General features: G+C 39.9%; 16 protein-coding genes and 1 pseudogene. 7 read left to right on the top strand and 10 right to left on the bottom strand.

Annotated features, from left to right (window positions below):
* Nucleotides 1-13: 13 nt before the first annotated feature.
* Nucleotides 14-451, bottom strand: a complete 438-nt coding sequence (locus tag H6G26_RS07430) for a peroxiredoxin (RefSeq protein ID WP_190728635.1) — start codon at nucleotides 449-451, stop codon at nucleotides 14-16.
* A 194-nt stretch (nucleotides 452-645) separates the two neighbouring features.
* Between H6G26_RS07430 and H6G26_RS07435 the strand changes: the two genes are divergently transcribed.
* The 4 genes from H6G26_RS07435 (at nucleotide 646) to H6G26_RS07450 (ending at nucleotide 3457) form a co-directional block, all read left to right on the top strand.
* Nucleotides 646-1050, top strand: a complete 405-nt coding sequence (locus H6G26_RS07435) for an Npun_F0494 family protein (RefSeq protein WP_190728636.1) — start codon at nucleotides 646-648, stop codon at nucleotides 1048-1050.
* Between the two features lie 297 nt (nucleotides 1051-1347).
* Nucleotides 1348-2826: a cobyric acid synthase CobQ gene (gene cobQ / locus H6G26_RS07440; RefSeq protein ID WP_190728637.1), complete on the top strand. Its 1479-nt coding sequence runs from the start codon at nucleotides 1348-1350 to the stop codon at nucleotides 2824-2826.
* Nucleotides 2827-2944: 118 nt separating this feature from the next.
* On the top strand, nucleotides 2945-3181 hold the full coding sequence (locus H6G26_RS07445) for a 2Fe-2S iron-sulfur cluster-binding protein (RefSeq protein WP_190728638.1): 237 nt from the start codon (nucleotides 2945-2947) through the stop codon (nucleotides 3179-3181).
* A gap of 57 nt (nucleotides 3182-3238) precedes the next feature.
* Nucleotides 3239-3457: a type II toxin-antitoxin system HicB family antitoxin gene (locus H6G26_RS07450; RefSeq protein ID WP_190728639.1), complete on the top strand. Its 219-nt coding sequence runs from the start codon at nucleotides 3239-3241 to the stop codon at nucleotides 3455-3457.
* Between the two features lie 310 nt (nucleotides 3458-3767).
* Here H6G26_RS07450 and H6G26_RS07455 read toward each other — a convergent pair whose 3' ends face one another.
* From H6G26_RS07455 to H6G26_RS07490, 8 genes and pseudogenes are all read right to left on the bottom strand, one after another.
* Nucleotides 3768-4211 (bottom strand): SRPBCC family protein, encoded by a 444-nt coding sequence (locus H6G26_RS07455; protein ID WP_190728640.1) that lies wholly within the window; start codon nucleotides 4209-4211, stop codon nucleotides 3768-3770.
* A gap of 93 nt (nucleotides 4212-4304) precedes the next feature.
* Nucleotides 4305-5741, bottom strand: a complete 1437-nt coding sequence (gene zds, locus H6G26_RS07460) for a 9,9'-di-cis-zeta-carotene desaturase (RefSeq protein WP_190728641.1) — start codon at nucleotides 5739-5741, stop codon at nucleotides 4305-4307.
* Between the two features lie 275 nt (nucleotides 5742-6016).
* Nucleotides 6017-6193 (bottom strand): CopG family transcriptional regulator, encoded by a 177-nt coding sequence (locus tag H6G26_RS07465; RefSeq protein ID WP_181374043.1) that lies wholly within the window; start codon nucleotides 6191-6193, stop codon nucleotides 6017-6019.
* A 1705-nt stretch (nucleotides 6194-7898) separates the two neighbouring features.
* Nucleotides 7899-8464 (bottom strand): annotated as a pseudogene (locus H6G26_RS07470) (histidine phosphatase family protein).
* 325 nt (nucleotides 8465-8789) lie between these two features.
* Nucleotides 8790-9311: a hypothetical protein gene (locus H6G26_RS07475; RefSeq protein ID WP_190728642.1), complete on the bottom strand. Its 522-nt coding sequence runs from the start codon at nucleotides 9309-9311 to the stop codon at nucleotides 8790-8792.
* 111 nt (nucleotides 9312-9422) lie between these two features.
* A complete protein-coding gene (locus tag H6G26_RS07480; RefSeq protein ID WP_190728643.1) occupies nucleotides 9423-9863 on the bottom strand; it encodes a hypothetical protein in 441 nt (146 codons plus the stop codon).
* A gap of 310 nt (nucleotides 9864-10173) precedes the next feature.
* Nucleotides 10174-10356 carry a CsbD family protein gene (locus H6G26_RS07485; protein ID WP_190728644.1) on the bottom strand — a complete coding sequence of 61 codons (183 nt, stop codon included), beginning with the start codon at nucleotides 10354-10356 and terminating at the stop codon, nucleotides 10174-10176.
* A gap of 363 nt (nucleotides 10357-10719) precedes the next feature.
* Nucleotides 10720-11172, bottom strand: coding sequence for a hypothetical protein (locus H6G26_RS07490; protein ID WP_190728645.1), 453 nt, complete (start codon nucleotides 11170-11172; stop codon nucleotides 10720-10722).
* Between the two features lie 253 nt (nucleotides 11173-11425).
* Here H6G26_RS07490 and uvrB point away from each other — a divergent pair, with 253 nt between their 5' ends.
* From uvrB to H6G26_RS07505, 3 genes are all read left to right on the top strand, one after another.
* Nucleotides 11426-13423 (top strand): excinuclease ABC subunit UvrB, encoded by a 1998-nt coding sequence (uvrB, locus tag H6G26_RS07495; RefSeq protein WP_190728646.1) that lies wholly within the window; start codon nucleotides 11426-11428, stop codon nucleotides 13421-13423.
* A gap of 140 nt (nucleotides 13424-13563) precedes the next feature.
* Nucleotides 13564-13719, top strand: a complete 156-nt coding sequence (locus tag H6G26_RS07500) for a hypothetical protein (protein WP_190728647.1) — start codon at nucleotides 13564-13566, stop codon at nucleotides 13717-13719.
* A gap of 203 nt (nucleotides 13720-13922) precedes the next feature.
* Nucleotides 13923-14507: a Uma2 family endonuclease gene (locus H6G26_RS07505; protein WP_190728648.1), complete on the top strand. Its 585-nt coding sequence runs from the start codon at nucleotides 13923-13925 to the stop codon at nucleotides 14505-14507.
* A gap of 136 nt (nucleotides 14508-14643) precedes the next feature.
* Here H6G26_RS07505 and H6G26_RS07510 read toward each other — a convergent pair whose 3' ends face one another.
* Nucleotides 14644-16227: an HlyD family efflux transporter periplasmic adaptor subunit gene (locus tag H6G26_RS07510; protein WP_190728649.1), complete on the bottom strand. Its 1584-nt coding sequence runs from the start codon at nucleotides 16225-16227 to the stop codon at nucleotides 14644-14646.
* Nucleotides 16228-16366 lie beyond the last annotated feature (139 nt).

The following is a 16366-nucleotide window of genomic DNA, read 5'->3' on the forward strand; positions in this document are numbered from 1 at the left end:
ATCAGGTAAAAAACTACAGCCCAAGTGCAGCTAAAACATCGCTAGCATGGGTAGCAGTATTTACACTAGCGTCAACATGGGTAATTTTACCACTGGGGTCAATTACATAAGTGACGCGTTTGGCATAACCGCCGCCATCCACATCAAAAGCTTTGATTAGGGATTTGTCGGTGTCAGCCAGTAGGGGAAAATTCAAATTATATTTTTGGGTGAATGCCTGATGAGCGACTTCATCATCTGCACTGACTCCCAAGATTACAACATCTTTACTTTGATATTCAGATTGGGCATCCCGAAAACTACAGGCTTGTTTGGTGCAGCCTGGCGTGTCATCTTTGGGGTAAAAATACAAAACGACTGTCTTTCCGGCAAAATCAGATAAAGAGACTGTGTTGCCGTTTGTATCTTTGGCGGTAAATGCAGGTGCATCCGTACCAACTGCTAGAGGCATAATTAACTTTTCCTGTTTCAGATTGTTGATGCACTTGAAATTTTACATTAATTTATAATGATTAAATATAAGTAGTAAAAAATAGCATAACTATACTTTAAGTAACTAATTTTGGTTAAATCAGGTAGCTGGTACAAGAAAAAATATATTCTTAAATTACTCTTTATCAGAAGAAAAATTTCTACCCATACACGATGCCTGCTGTTGATTCCCAAAACCCAAATATTTTTGTCTATCCTCAAAGCACAGTAGAAAGAGCCGAGCGATCGCTAGTGTGTTCGCCCTTCAATTTATCTTTATTTGAAGTCATGGGACACCAGAGTGTGTCATTAACTGCGATCGCCCTGGAAAATGGACTCAAGCAGGGCTATACTAAACGCCCTTTATCAGAATTAGCCTGTGATAACGCCTTAGGTTGGCTGATCCAAGTGGGTGTATTGCGCCGCGAAGTCGATGGTCAGGGGATTACAGATAGTTTTCGCCTCACTCCCTTGGGTCGCCAGTTGGTAGAACAATATCAGGGAAAAAATTGGCGGACACCTTCATGGCGCGATCGTTTATCCGATGCTGTGATTCGTTGGTTGCGGATACCTTTTTAGAATAAAAAACTAAAAAGTTAGGATTAGGGAATCAAAGGGAACAATATATACGGAAACGTCACATCTATTCATGAAACCTTTACCATAATCATCTAATTGAAATTTCTGATGGTACTGGTAAAGAGATAATGCAGAGGAAAAGGATACTGTTCTTAGAAGGGGAATAAATTATACAGGAATTCTTTTCCTGTTCTCTACTCCCTGCTCCCCTGTTTTTTAACTGATGGACGGATTGCCATATAATTGTTAACTCCTAAAAATTCACCCTGTATCTTGAAAAACTAATTAATAGCAGCTATGAAATCAATTATGGTGGTGGGGACAACATCCCATGCAGGGAAATCACTTTTAACTACAGCCATTTGTCGCATTCTGTCGCGGCGCGGCTGGCGAGTGGCTCCCTTTAAAGGTCAAAACATGGCTTTAAATGCTTATGTCACTGCCAATGGTGGAGAAATTGGCTATGCCCAAGCAGTGCAAGCTTGGGCGGCGGGAGTCGTGCCTTGGGTAGAAATGAACCCAATTTTACTCAAACCTCAAGGGGATATGACTTCCCAAGTAATTATTAAAGGTAGGTCTGTTGGTAAAGTAAGTGCCTCAGATTACTACGAGCAATATTTTGAACTGGGGTGGCGGACAATTGAAGAATCGCTACAGCATTTAGGAACAGAATTTGACATGGTGGTTTGTGAAGGTGCCGGTAGTCCAGCAGAGATTAACCTCAAGCACCGTGACTTAACTAATATGCGGGTGGCAAAACATTTAAATGCGCCAACGATGTTAGTAGTTGACATTGATCGGGGTGGTGCTTTTGCCCATGTCGTAGGAACCTTAGAGTTATTAGAACCAGAAGAACGCGCCTTAATTAAGGGTGTAGTAATTAACAAGTTTCGAGGACAGCGATCGCTCCTAGAACCGGGGATAAAATGGTTAGAAGAACGTACAGGTATCCCGGTTGTCGGTGTTATACCCTACTTACAACAAGTGTTTCCAGCAGAAGACTCCCTTGATTTGCTAGAACGTGAATCGCATAAAGGCCAAACTGACCTCAACATTGCCGTCATCCGCTTACCCAGAATTGCCAATTTCACCGACTTTGATCCACTAGAATCAGAAAGCACTGTTTCAGTAAAATATCTCAGCCCAAAGCAAGATTTGGGACATCCTGATGCCGTAATTATCCCAGGTACAAAGACCACAATTCCTGATTTACTCTTACTGCAAAAAAGCGGTATGGCAGAAGCTATCCAACACTATGCTGCTTCTGGGGGAACGGTTTTAGGTATCTGCGGCGGCTATCAAATGCTCGGTCAAATCATCGCCGATCCAGAAGGGATAGAAGGACAAGCTGGCAGGTATCAGGGGTTAAATCTTTTACCAATCAGAACAGTAATTACAGGACAAAAAATCGCCCGTCAGCGCCAAGTTAGCTCAAATTATCCACAACAGGGCTTGCCAGTAAATGGCTTTGAAATCCACCAAGGGCGATCACGCATCGAACAGCAAGGAATAGACCCTCAATCGTACCATGCCCTATTTGACGATATTAATTTAGGATTAGTGGATAGTTGTCAATCAGTTTGGGGAAGTTATCTCCACGGACTTTTTGACAACGGCCCTTGGCGACGTGCTTGGTTAAATCGCCTCCGTCAACAACGGGGTTTAAAATCTTTGCCCACCGGTGTTGCTAACTACCGGGAACAGCGAGAACAAATTTTGGATTCCCTAGCTACTGAAGTTGAAAGTCATTTAGACTTAACTCCATTTTTGTCTTAAACTAAGTGCATAAATCCAATTCGCAATTCGCAATTCGCAATAAAAATCGCACATTTTTTCGATTAGAGTGTCATTAGTCGCTAATGACCAATGACCAATGACTAATGACTAATGACCAATGATTGTTCGTGTCCGCTTTTTACCAGATGATGTTACAGTAGATGCCGAAGTGGGAGAAGCCCTATTAGATGTAGCAGACCGGGCTGGGGTATTTATTCCCACCGGGTGTCTGATGGGGTCTTGTCACGCTTGCACCGTCGAATTAGAGAATGGAGAAATCGTCCGCGCTTGTATCAGCGCAGTACCGCCACGCGAGGAATTGACGATTAATTTGTTTAGTGACCCAACTTGGTAGTTTTTTAACCCTCTAAGTTCAGAAAATCAGATGAAGTAATAGAGGAGAAAAGACAAGATGAGTAACCTTAAGTACCAAATGATTATTCAATGGTCTGAAGAAGATAGTTGTCTTTTAGTAGGATTCCCTGATTTTCCAGGACAACGCTGGCGGACTCACGGGGATACTTACGAGTTGGCGGTGGCAAATGGAATTGAAGCCTTAGAGTCTTTAATTATTGCTTACGAAGCTGTCAGTGATCCACTTCCAGAACCAACAATAAATAGAGTGCGTTAAAGCGATTGAGTAGATGGTAACTAATGCTGAACAATTTGCGCGATCGCAGATTATTTTGGTTTAAATAGTATTTTTAAGTGTTTTTACGGCTTTTTTGCTGCTAGATAATTTGTATATTTATAGGCATCGCCGCGCTTAATAATGATTATCGGGAAAAATGATAACAAGGATAAATATTTTAAGAAGAAGCTCCATTAAGAAATAACGCTATTCTAACTTCTCCAACTCTTAAAAATCCATATTTTCTCATCAGACAGCAAGAAACTTTTACACCTTGTTCCTTGCTGCCTGTTTTTGGTATGTATATCAATTAATTAGCTTTAACATTCAGCGCGTATTCTTTAAACCTTTCCAAATCAGCTTGAATCGTCGATTCAACCACCCGCCCCAAAAATAAGCTATCCATAATTTTGCCAATAATGCCGGGAATAGCGTAGGAAACGGTCATTTTAACAATACTACTATCGTGGCGATCGTAGAAGCGAATCGCTCCCTGATTTGGCAAACCATCAACAGATTCCCATTGGATAATTTGGTTGGGAACAACTTTAAGAATTCGAGATTTCCAATTAAATTCTAGACTGCCGGTCTTCAGTTTCCAAAGAGATATATCTGGATTATCTGGCGGAACTTTCACCGAATCAATCCACTTCATCCATCGGGGCATTTGCTCCAAGTCAGCCCAAAGGCTCCATACTAAATCTATGGGAGCCTCTACCTCTACCTGCACAGTATGCTCTAACCAATCTGACATTCTTTGTTCTTCCTTCTCTACGAGACGCTGACGCTCCTAATGTCGCTACCGCTTCGCTAATGCGAGCGCGCCCTTTGCGCCCTTTGCGGTTAGTTATTTCTTCAAACTCTCCAAAATCACTTTTGCCGCCCGTCGTCCAGAAATAGTCGCTCCTTCCATGCTATCGATGTAATCTTGCTGAGTATAACTCCCTGCAAGGAAGAAATTATCTACAGGTGTCTTTTGGTTGGGACGATACACATCCATCCCTGGCGCTTCGCGGTAAAGAGATTGAGCAAGTTTTACCACGCTGTACCAAGTCATATTTAGCTCCCGTGACGAGGGAAACAGTTCATGTACTTGCTTGAGAACATGCTGTGCGATCGCTTCATTGCTTTGTGCAATAAAAGGATCTCCCGGTGTCAACACTAGCTGTAATAATGAACCCTGTCCTGGGCGATAATAATCAGCAGGGCTAGTCAACGCCAAATCGGCAAAACAAGAAAAGTCCGCATCGGCTGTGTACAGCAAATTATCAATTCCAGCTGCGTGATTTAGCTGTTTACGTTGCTCTCCATCGTTCAGTTCAGTTACCCAACCATCGAAGCGTAGCTGCACTGTTGCCACTGGCACTGCATCCAGTTTGTAAATATTGTCAAATTCTGACCACTTACGCCACTCGTGGGGTAGGATGCGCTGAATTCCTGGAACATCACAGGCAAAGACATAAGCATCAGCAGTGATAGTTTCTACTGTCTCACCTTGGGCAACTACTATACCGGTGACACGGGTTTGTTCATCTGATGTAAATTGAATTTCCCGAACTTGCCGACGGGTATAAACTTTTGTGCCTCTAACTTCCAGATATTCCAAAATGGGCTTGTGCAAATACTCATGGGGAGAACCTTCCAGCATCCGCAAAACTGAGGCTTCAGTTCTGGCTGCAAATAACTGGAATATCGTTAACATACAACGGGCAGACATATTTTCGCAATCAATAAATCCCAGAGCGTAGGCAATGGGGTTCCACATCCGTTTGATGCTGCCATTACTCCCGCCATGACTGCGGAACCAGTCGGCAAAGCTAATTTTATCTAGTTTGCGGATGGTTTTCATCGCCCCGTTAAAGTCTACCAATCCACGAACTATAGGACTAGTACCCAAAGCGATCGCATTTTGCAGTTTATCCTGCAACGATAGTTGAGAGGTCGTAAAAAATGCTTTTAAGCCATTGAAAGGAGCACCCGTAAGGAACCGAAAATCCAAAGCACCAGTGCCGCCTCCTTTATTAATAAAAGTGTGGGTATGTTCTTTGAGGCGTAAATTTTCTAACACCCCCACTTTCTTCATCAAGTCAAATAGTTGGTAGTAACAGCCGAAAAATACGTGCAGACCCATTTCTACATGGTTGCCATCCCCATCAACCCAACTGCCGACTTTACCACCCACAAACGGACGAGACTCAAAAATCTCTACTTCACAACCAGCATCTGCTAAATCTACTGCGGTTGCTAGTCCAGCTAGCCCCGCACCTACTATTGCAACGCGCATTCCGTCGTTCCTTTTCAGTTTCTTTACAGATTGTAACTGTGTTGGTGTCGGAATTTGCTACTCAATATCAACTTCACCAGCAGATTAAGACATGGCAATGTCGATACTAAAATCTCTTTAATCACTTTTTTTAGTCTTCGGCAATTGACCAGACGCGAGAATTACGCGTCTGTATCAGCTAGACAAACTCTTGTCGATAGCGGCGGACTCAAAAAAATATCATAGCTATTTCTTGGCGGCAAATCAGTTATCTGGTAAGTCGTAAAAGCAACTTATTAGTTGTTTACATCTTTGTCGTCATCGGAAACAGGCAAACTTCTAATTAGTTCACGAATCACATCGGTGGCGGGTCTACCTGTTTGTTGACAATATTTTTCTAGTTTTTCCGCTTCCTGTGTTGCGAGATTAACAGTTATACGTTTAACAGCCCATTTTTTATTTGTCATTATCATGCTATCTGCTGTATATTTCGATCATCGAAAGGTTCTAAGTAAAGAGGAAAACGATAAGATTATCAGAGTTTGTGTCAGGAAACAAGTAATATCATTAATATTAAAAATATTCTTTTTGTCAAAGTATTCATCATTTTCTAAAAAAATCAAAAAACTACACTTTATTTGTTACTATTGTGGCAATATAAAAAGCACATAGTTACTTCTGAAGATAATAACCCTACTAACAGCATGAGTAAACCCTGATCATGAAATTTTATAAATGAATTTGAGGTACCCACTGTTGACTCAATCAAGATTTCCAAAGTTCTTCTCCGTTGAAAGCATTTGACCTTCTCTCTAAAGCAAGTTCGCTAAACCCACTTTGAGAGAATATCTAGTATGGCACCAGAAAATAAAGCTTCAGAATCATGATCATCCTGGAATGCTTTCTTACAGGCGGTTTGCAATGATTCATAGAGGTCGTGAATAATTACTTAAAAGTAGCCAAATAAGCGATCGCTATAGAACAAACGCCCATCTGCACCCATTACTATAACTAAGCAGTTAAGAGCTACTTTAACGTTTATGAATTTTGCTACCTTCGATCAAGCTAATTGCTTATTTGTGCCAATATAGTAGCTACTAAAAAAAAGACAAGATTTAGTTTCCTGGGTGTAAATAGCCAATTTATTAGTAAATTCTAACAATCTTATCTGTAATTTTACACAGGTAAATGAGCGCAAAACAGATATGATGTTAGTTGACTGCTGACCATAACAATATTTGAGTTCTGTTCCATGCTTTTGCACTAACTCACGGTAGAAATCCTATGCAATCTGAAATGTAGTTTATCTTCTCTCTAGCGATATATTTTGTCTTAAACTTAGTGATATTTTTCCCATTCATAATATTTATTCATCTGTTTTGAGATTATACAAATTGTTTTTGCCAATTACTTTGCCAGAAATTGTACAGTAATTTTTTCATAAATAAGAAACAAATTACTGTCAATATACTATGGGCTTGCAAACATTTATTATTTGGTAAGTAGATTCATAAAAACAATTGTATATTTCAATCTTTTTCCATTATGTGCTCATTATAGCTATTGTTTATGTACTTTAAATAATCTTCATTTAGAGACTAAATAAGCTCACTTTCATTCTTTATAAAAAAATTACAAAGAAAAAGATATTATCTGAGCTTTTGCTTAATGATATTGAAACATAATAAGATGAAAAACTAAAAAAATTGTTAAAAAAACATTTTAATATCTAAGTACCTTACCTAGATTTTATTAAAAAGAACCTTGCAGATAATTTTTTGATATTTTGTATTATTCTATACTAGTATTTATTTACACAAAATAACATGAAAAATATCAAAATACAGATACTTCATAAAATTGAGGTAAAGTTAGCTTCTAATGATAGGTCACATAGTGATGTTGACATATGCAGAATATTGAACCTTCCCCACGGCAGACGGGGAAGGGTTCTTTTGTTATAAGTAATTTAGCTGACATGACTACTGCAAATACACCCAGCCAAATAGTGATACCAATTCACAAAAATCCTGATACATATAGATTTCTCATAGGGGCATGACAATGCCAATAGGTGTCAACTTAATGTGAAACCCTTATCAAGACGTATTTTGAATAAAAATAGATTACTACAATCTGGTATTAGTGGGATAGGTTTTTGGAAGTCCCTAACTACCTTCACGTTCCTGGTAGATGACGTAACCGCTCATCCAAATAGACTACGGTCTGCTAAAGCCTTTAACAGTGGGCCATGTGAGGTAAATTCTATAGTACTGACGGAAGCAACAGGGCATCCCAAACAAAAACGAAAGCGTCCGACATCAATTCCCAATAAACTACACAAAATAATTCTGATGGTTGCCTTGTGTGAAACAACTAAAACATTGCCATTAGTGTAATTTTGCTTGATTTCTTCAATTACCTGCAAGGCACGAGAAGCTGATTGTAACAGCCATTTCTCCACCAGTTGGAGCATTCCAAGCCGGATCTGCTGACCAGCGAATATAATCATTATGATATTCACGGCTAATTACTTCTGGGTTGTTCCTTCCCATACCATAGTTGATTTCCTTCAAACCATCTCTGAGCTGTGGTTCTATCCCTATAGATTCACATAAGGGTTTTGCCGTTAATACAGTTCGCTGCATTGGACTACAAAATATTGCTGTCCAATCCATAGAATTATATGGGTCAGCAAAAGCCTTTGCCATCTCCAAGCCTTGTGGGGTAAGCTCTGAGTCAATGGAACCACAAAATGAATTATTGTGGCTGCATTCTGTTTGTCCGTGACGGAGGAAATAAAGAGTTACGCTTACGGTATATTCTCATGGATTTTCAATTTAAGAGCGTTAACAATCAGATGTAGCTTAAGATAGTTAATGCCTGTGGTATATTACTACGATTTTCTGATATTTTGAATATTTTCAGGGCAAATTTGCGGAATTTAGGGTCGTCGTAGATATCGCTATTAAGCGATCACTTATCTAGCCCATTTTAATAAGCAAAAAATAAAGGTGGGTAATAACCCACCTAATCTCTTATTCATCCTCCAAACTCAAAATTTAGAAGTTACTTGTGACTACCTAACCACTTAGCGGCCGCAATTCCGATAATGCCTGCTACTACAGGATTACTGAGAAACTTGATAATCCCTGGTTGCTCCGCCAAGACTTGGTGGAAAATATCGGGGTGGTTATGATAGGTGAAAGACGCTAATTTGCTAACATCATCAGCACTCATGTGGTTGGGATGGTGTGTAGAAAGTCCCAACTGTTGCTCCAGATGCTTCTCGTCTAGTTTTCTTTCCTTCAAGTGTTTGAAAAAGGCTCTTGCTACATCATCACGTTCATTGGGTTTAATTTGTGCGATCGCCTGTTGTAATTCTGGCTCCATTTGGCTGGTTGGAATCTTATCTGGATGTAAAGATCGACCAAATAATTGCCGACGTTGATCTTTTGTTGTCCGTTGGGCAAAGTCATCAAAATTTTGATATTCCGCCGTTGATTCGGCTGTAGTATCATCCAGGGATTCAACATCACCTTTAGCCAAATCTTTCATGATTTGACGCTTGTAATCTTCACTGGTTGCCACTGTACTTATCTCCTTTTTTCGCCAATTCTTTGGATAACTGGTATTTGCAAACCATAATTCCAAATCAAAATCACTCAAAATCTTTTCAAGTTTTCATTGCAAATATAGCAATTAGGTATACTTAACTTGATTAGTCTGAGTGTCATATTCAGTAGTCAGAATTAATTGCTTATCAGGTGCGTAAATCAAAACCTTTAAGTCTTGTTTGGGGAAGTTTTTATGGAAACCTTGAACTAAAGATTTTGCTAATGGTCGCACTTCGGTAGGACGAACTTTAGAGGAAATCACGACACCTAGTTTGTTGTTATCGCGAACATAAGCGTCCTGAATTAATCCTTGAGATGTTTGCACAACCCAGTTGCCAAAGCTTTGTCCGTTTGAGGTATTGCCTCGCTCTAACTCTGCATAAGTTACGTCTCGCCCAATTGCTGAGGGGGTAGTTGGACGGTCAAGTTGTGACACAGCACCACCACCACAGGCGGTAGTTATTATCATTACTGCGATTAAAACGAAAGTCGCCAGTATTTTGCGACTTTGCTGAAACAGAATCATTCTTTTACCTCCTGAAAAAAGACTTTAAATAAAAAATACAATAGGTTGGATATTCAAACTAACGCTTGCATTTATAAACTTGGAACTTATAGTTATTGCTGTAATTTATAATAATTTTATTCTGGAATGCAGAGACGTAATTTTTTACGTCTCTACAGAAGTTCTGATAATCAAGCTAGTCCTTTAACTTTCCATGCTTGCTAATAGGAGAAAAAAGGGTGTAGCATTTGATTGTGAATACTTCATGCTTTTTTGCAAAAATGGAATCCATCCCATTTGTATCCCTAGACTTTCTGCAAAAAATGAACTATTAATCAATGTTTTTCTTCACATTATCTTTTACGTCTTCCATACCATGACGGACTTCGCTTTCAGCTTGCTTTGCTTTGCCTTCAGCTTTATCTTTTGGATCTCCAGTTATTTCTGCTGCTGCTTCTTGCGCTTTACCTTCAATATTTTTAGCAGTTGCTTTAGCCCGTTCTTCTAAGCTCATTTGGTACTCCTTCTTTCTTTTATGAAAGGTTTGTTTCAAAGCTTTAAACTAACTTTGAAACTCTTTGTTATTACCTTTACACACTAGCTTAAAGTTTTTACTCAAGCCTTCCACCACAAGACATATTCAAGAATTTGAAATTTGTAATGGGCTACGCTAACGTAATTCGTAATTCAGAAAGGTAATTGTGGTAAGCGTTCTGGCTGTTGGTTGAATATAAAATCAAATAAGCATAGCTTAGTTATCTATGCTAAAAGACATAGAAAAAGTGCAAATAAATATTGAATATTTACTTTTTTTAGCTAAAAAAACCCAGTTTCATATAGGAACTGGGTTAATAAAGTTATGAGGATATTTTTTTGTTTAATCTAGAAAACCCATCAGGCTTTCAGAGTTGTCAATCTCATTTGATGCTATTGGACGATTACCGAAGGTGGAATAGCTTTCATCAATTACCAATAAACTTGAGCCAATTGGACGAATCCCAGAGAGATTCATACTTTCAACAACTTGGAATGTATTAGCACCAATTGGACGAATGCCCATTGAGTTATAGGTTTCAACTACTTCTAAGCTACTGGTGCTAACGGGACGTACCCCAGCAATTGACAGGTGTTCAGCAACTTCTAAGTCGCTAGCGCCTATAGGACGAATTCCAGAAATGGCGAGTGTTCCAGAAGCTCCCACTGGCAGTTCATTAACTTCATCGACTTTATCAGCATTCAAGCTCTGGTCTTGTTGATTTCCAACTTCCTCTGTAGACTTGGCATACTTTTGCCGAGAACTGGTTGCTTTGCCAGTGTTGCTAATAGTCATAAATGAAAACCTCTGGTTTGTTAATTGAATTTTACAATAATTAAGGAAAGATGAAATTTTTTCCCATATACTTTAGAGTTTAACCTTAAACAACCTCATATAGATATAAGAATCTTTAAAACTGATACATAAGTAAATTTAAATAAATAATTTTTGTAAATAATTATTACTATTTATTTGCTCTAATAACCCAGCTACAATGAATACAGGGCGGAATCGTCACCATGAGATAGGGTATTTTCAGCAAAATTGTATGGCAGAATTTTGTCTTCAAGCTCCCTTTAGTCCTACAGGCGATCAACCACAAGCGATCGCACAACTCACTGCTAGTATCCAAACGGGTAATCGTTACCAAACTTTACTAGGAGCGACTGGAACTGGTAAGACATTTTCGGTAGCAGCAGTTATTGAGAAAATTGGCAAGCCTACCTTAGTTCTGGCGCATAACAAAACTCTTGCTGCCCAGCTTTGTAACGAATTGCGAGATTTCTTTCCCAACAACGCAGTTGAGTATTTTGTCAGCTACTACGATTATTATCAGCCAGAAGCGTATATTCCCGTTACCGATACTTATATTGAAAAAACGGCAGCGATTAATGATGAAATAGATATGCTGCGACATTCAGCGACGCGATCGCTTTTTGAACGCCGTGATGTCATTGTCGTTGCTTCCATCAGTTGCATCTATGGTTTAGGAATGCCAGCAGAATATCTGAAAGCTGCCATCCCCCTTCAGATAGGTATGGAAGTAAATCAACGCCAAATTTTACGGGATTTGGCAAATGTCCAATATAGCCGCAACGATATAGAAATGGGTCGCGGAAAGTTTCGCGTCCGAGGCGATGTCTTAGAAATTGGTCCAGCTTATGAAGACCGAATAATTCGTGTCGAATTCTTTGGTGATGAAATTGACGCAATTCGCTACATTGATCCAGTGACAGGTGAAATTCTCAAGAGTTTGGAAGCAGTAAATGTTTACCCGGCGCGTCACTTTGTCACCCCAGAAGAACGGTTAGAAGTAGCTTGTAATGACATTGCAGCAGAATTAAAACAGCAAAAACTAGACTTAGAACAAGCTGGGAAACTATTAGAAGCGCAACGCATAGATCAACGTACACGCTATGACCTAGAAATGCTGCGCGAGGTAGGTTACTGCAACGGCGTTGAGAACTATTCCCGTCATTTAGCAGGAAGACAAGCAGGAGAAGCGCCAGAATGTTTAATTGATTATTTTCCCAAAGATTGGCTACTAGTTATAGATGAATCTCACGTTACAGTGCCCCAAATTCGAGGGATGTACAACGGCGATCAAGCGAGAAAAAAAGTTTTAATTGAACATGGATTTCGGCTTCCTAGTGCTGCTGATAACCGTCCTTTGAAAGCAGAAGAATTTTGGCAAAAAGTGAATCAGTGTATTTTTGTTTCAGCAACTCCGGGAAATTGGGAATTAGAAGTTTCTGAAGATCATGTAGTTGAACAAGTAATTCGACCAACTGGGGTGGTTGATCCAGAAATTTCTGTACGTCCCACAGAAGGACAAATTGATGATTTGTTGGGAGAAATTAAAGATAGAGCCGATCGCCATGAACGAGTGTTAATTACCACATTAACTAAACGGATGGCGGAAGATTTAACCGAATATTTGCAAGACCACGGTATAAGGGTACGGTATTTACATTCCGAGATTACTTCTATTGAGCGCATTGAAATTTTACAGAACTTGCGCGAGGGGAAATTTGATGTATTGGTTGGTGTGAACTTGCTGCGGGAAGGCTTGGATTTACCTGAAGTTTCCTTAGTAGCAATTATGGATGCAGATAAAGAAGGTTTCTTGAGAACTGAGCGTTCCTTAATTCAAACTATTGGTAGAGCCGCGCGTCATATCCAGGGACAAGCGATTTTGTATGCCGATAATATGACAGGTAGCATGATTAAAGCTATTGATGAAACAGATAGACGTCGTGGTATTCAAACAGCACATAATCGACTGCATGGGATTACACCACAACCAATTGTAAAAAAATCAAGTAATGCGATTTTGGCTTTTTTAGATGTATCTCGGCGGTTAAATGCAACTGATTTGAAAGTTGTAGATGAACATATAGATGAACTGCCATTAGAACAGATTCCAGGGTTAATTACTCTGTTAGAAGGACAGATGAAAGAGGCGGCGAAGAAACTGGAATTTGAAGAGGCGGCAAAATTGCGCGATCGCATTAAACATCTGCGGGATAAAATGCTAGGAAATTAACTTGAATCTTACGCTCACGAATTAGCAATTACCCGCACAGAAAGGTTATTAGGTCAACGTTTGGGTGACAAAGCGCTCAACTTGCCGTCAAGAAGCGATAATAGATAAGATGCCATTTACGTTTTAAAAGTGTGGTAGCCATGACTGAGTTACTTGAGCGTGCGATCGCACAATTGAAAACTTTACCTATTGCCGAACAAGATGCGATCGCTACTCGTCTTCTTGCCGAGATAGAGGATGAGCAAAGATGGAAGGCTCAGTTTGAATCTACAACAGATCGGCTCGTGTTAGTTTAGACTACCGCGTTCTTGGGTTGTTGCAGGATGATCACATTTATTGGTTCTGGATTGGCGCACATACAGAGTATGACGAGTTGCTTCAGAGGTTGTAGCGCCAGCAGCCTAACCGTTAGCTTCTCCATGCATATAGGCGTAGCCCGTCGTAGACATCGCCAGAAAGCATCTGCGGGATAAAATGTTAGGACGTTAACGTGAATCTTATGCTCACCAATATTCGCCTAATTAGTGTTCACGAATATCACAAAATGGCGGAAACGGGGATTTTTCATCCTGAAGAACGCTTAGAATTAATCGCGGGACAAATCATCAGAATGTCAGCAAAAGGTACTGCTCACGAATCAGCAATTACCCGCACAGAAAGGTTATTACGTCAACGTTTGGGTGACAAGGTTTTATTAAGAATCCAGTCACCAGTGCAACTTGACGATTACTCGGAACCGGAGCCAGATATTTCAGTGGTGAAGCTGAATCCATTAGATTATGAGGATCACCATCCCAATGCTTCCGAAGTGTTTTTACTGATTGAAATAGCTGATTCCAGTCTCAAATATGATCGAGAAGTAAAAGCGATGGCTTCGCCAACGCCAAGGGCGAACGCTTACGCTAAGTCAGGTATTATTGAGTACTGGATTTTAGATGTCAATGGACGCAAGTTGTATATGTATCGTCTCCCCAGTCCAGACGGATATCACAGTGAAAGCATACTTGCAGAGGATGTGACAATTTCACCTTTAGCTTTTGGTGATTGTGCGCTCGCTATTCGGGAATTATTGCGAAAAATCTGAGAGGCGAGCCTCACTTCGGCTCCCAACTCTTGGAGATGCTGCGCCCAAAGCGTAGCTATGCCGCAGGCTTTACGGCTACGCTCAGGACAAGCTCAGTACAAGCCAGGCAAAGACGCTCAGTCACCCCCTGCCTTCTTCATCGCACCTCTTTAAGAGTATCAATTTGCTTGGTAAACAACTCAGTGAACAAACTAAGCACAGTCCGTTCTTCACGTACTTTTATATTGGCACTGATGGACATACCCGATTGCAAGGTGACGGGTTTACCTCTAATCACTAAGGATTGTTTATTCAATGAAATTTTTGCCGGAAATCTATAAAACTGATGTGTTTGGTCTGGCGGTAATGCGTCTGACCCTATCCCAGCCACTTCGCCTTTGATATCGCCAAATTCGCTATAAGGAAAGGAATCAATTCTAACATCTACCTTCATGCCTTTTCGGACAAAACCAATATCTTTATTAGTGATGAAAACTTCGGCTATATAGTTTTCATTTGGGACTATTTGCAGCAGTTTTGTAGTTGGATTCGCAACAAAGCCAGGGTTTTTTGCTTGCAAATCGAAAACTGTTCCAGCTACAGGCGCACGAAGTTCTTGATATTTAAGGTTTAACTGTGCTTGAGAGATTTTACTATTAACATCTGCCAAACGTTGTTCATTTTCTAAGAGAACCTTTGTGAATTGACTATCGATTTCGGCAATGCGTGTTTTGTTATTAGATATATTGTCTAAAATGTTTTTATCAGAAACAGCGACTGTATTACTTAGCTCTTGCCGTCCTTTTTGAATATCAAACTGGAGGCGTTTCTGTTCTTCGCCTAGTTGTGCTACTTCCGCCGCGAGGGTTTGTACTTGTTGTTGTTGATTTAAATATTGAAGCTGGGAAATACCGCCTTCTTCTGCTAATATTTTGAGTTTATCTAAAATCTGCTGTTGGATTGCTAAACCTGATTTAGTATCTTCTAATTTGACTTGGTTCTGAGAAAGTTGTTTCTTAGTTTTTTCTACCTCTAATTCCGCCGCCGCAGAGCGGGAATCTAATTCTCTTTTGGCAACTTGTAGACGCTGCTGTTCATCAATTCCTAATCTAGAATCTTGACCAGAATTTTTTAATTGAGTCCGCAATAAGTCATTTTCTGATACTAATGCTGCGCGACTTTTCAGTAGAAAAGCAGCTTCTGGCGGCAAATTACCGCGCATAAATAATAGTTCTGATTCTGTGGCGCTACTCGCTCCCATCAATCGACGATAAATCTGGTTTTCTTTAATTAATGCAACGCGAATCTGGTTCAAAGAATTTAATTCGGCAGCAGAGGCTATAGAATCAAACGTCAGCAGCAAATCTCCTGCCTTTACTTCTTCTCCATCTTTAACATTAACTGTTTTCACCACTCCACTAACAGGAGCTTGAACTTCTTTGATTGTTCCCTGCGGCTTTAGTTGCCCTGTTGCTGGCACTACTTGCTCAATTTTGGCAATATAAGCCCAAGCAATTCCAAAGCAGGCTAGCGCCATTAGGGTAACCATGATTGTACGCGACCAAATTGGAGATTGGCGCAAGACAATAGATTGCTCAAATTCTTTAGAACTTGAGTTGATTAAAGACTGTTGAGCAGCTTTCTGTTGTTTTGTAAGTATCTGTGAATCTTGCTTGACTCCATTTTTGTGATTGCCGTTTTTCTGATTGGTGTTGAGGTGATTCCCATTAAGTTGAGTCATAACGATTTTAAGTTTTGGATTTTGGATTTTGGATTTTTTGTAAAGTAGGCACTGTTTACCGATGGGAAAACCTTGATTTTGATGTTTGTGATAGTACCCACCCTACAGTCATTGCTACATCTATGGAATGTTGATCAAA

It is taken from the genome of Nostoc sp. FACHB-888 (genome assembly GCF_014696655.1).
Lineage (GTDB): Bacteria > Cyanobacteriota > Cyanobacteriia > Cyanobacteriales > Nostocaceae > Nostoc.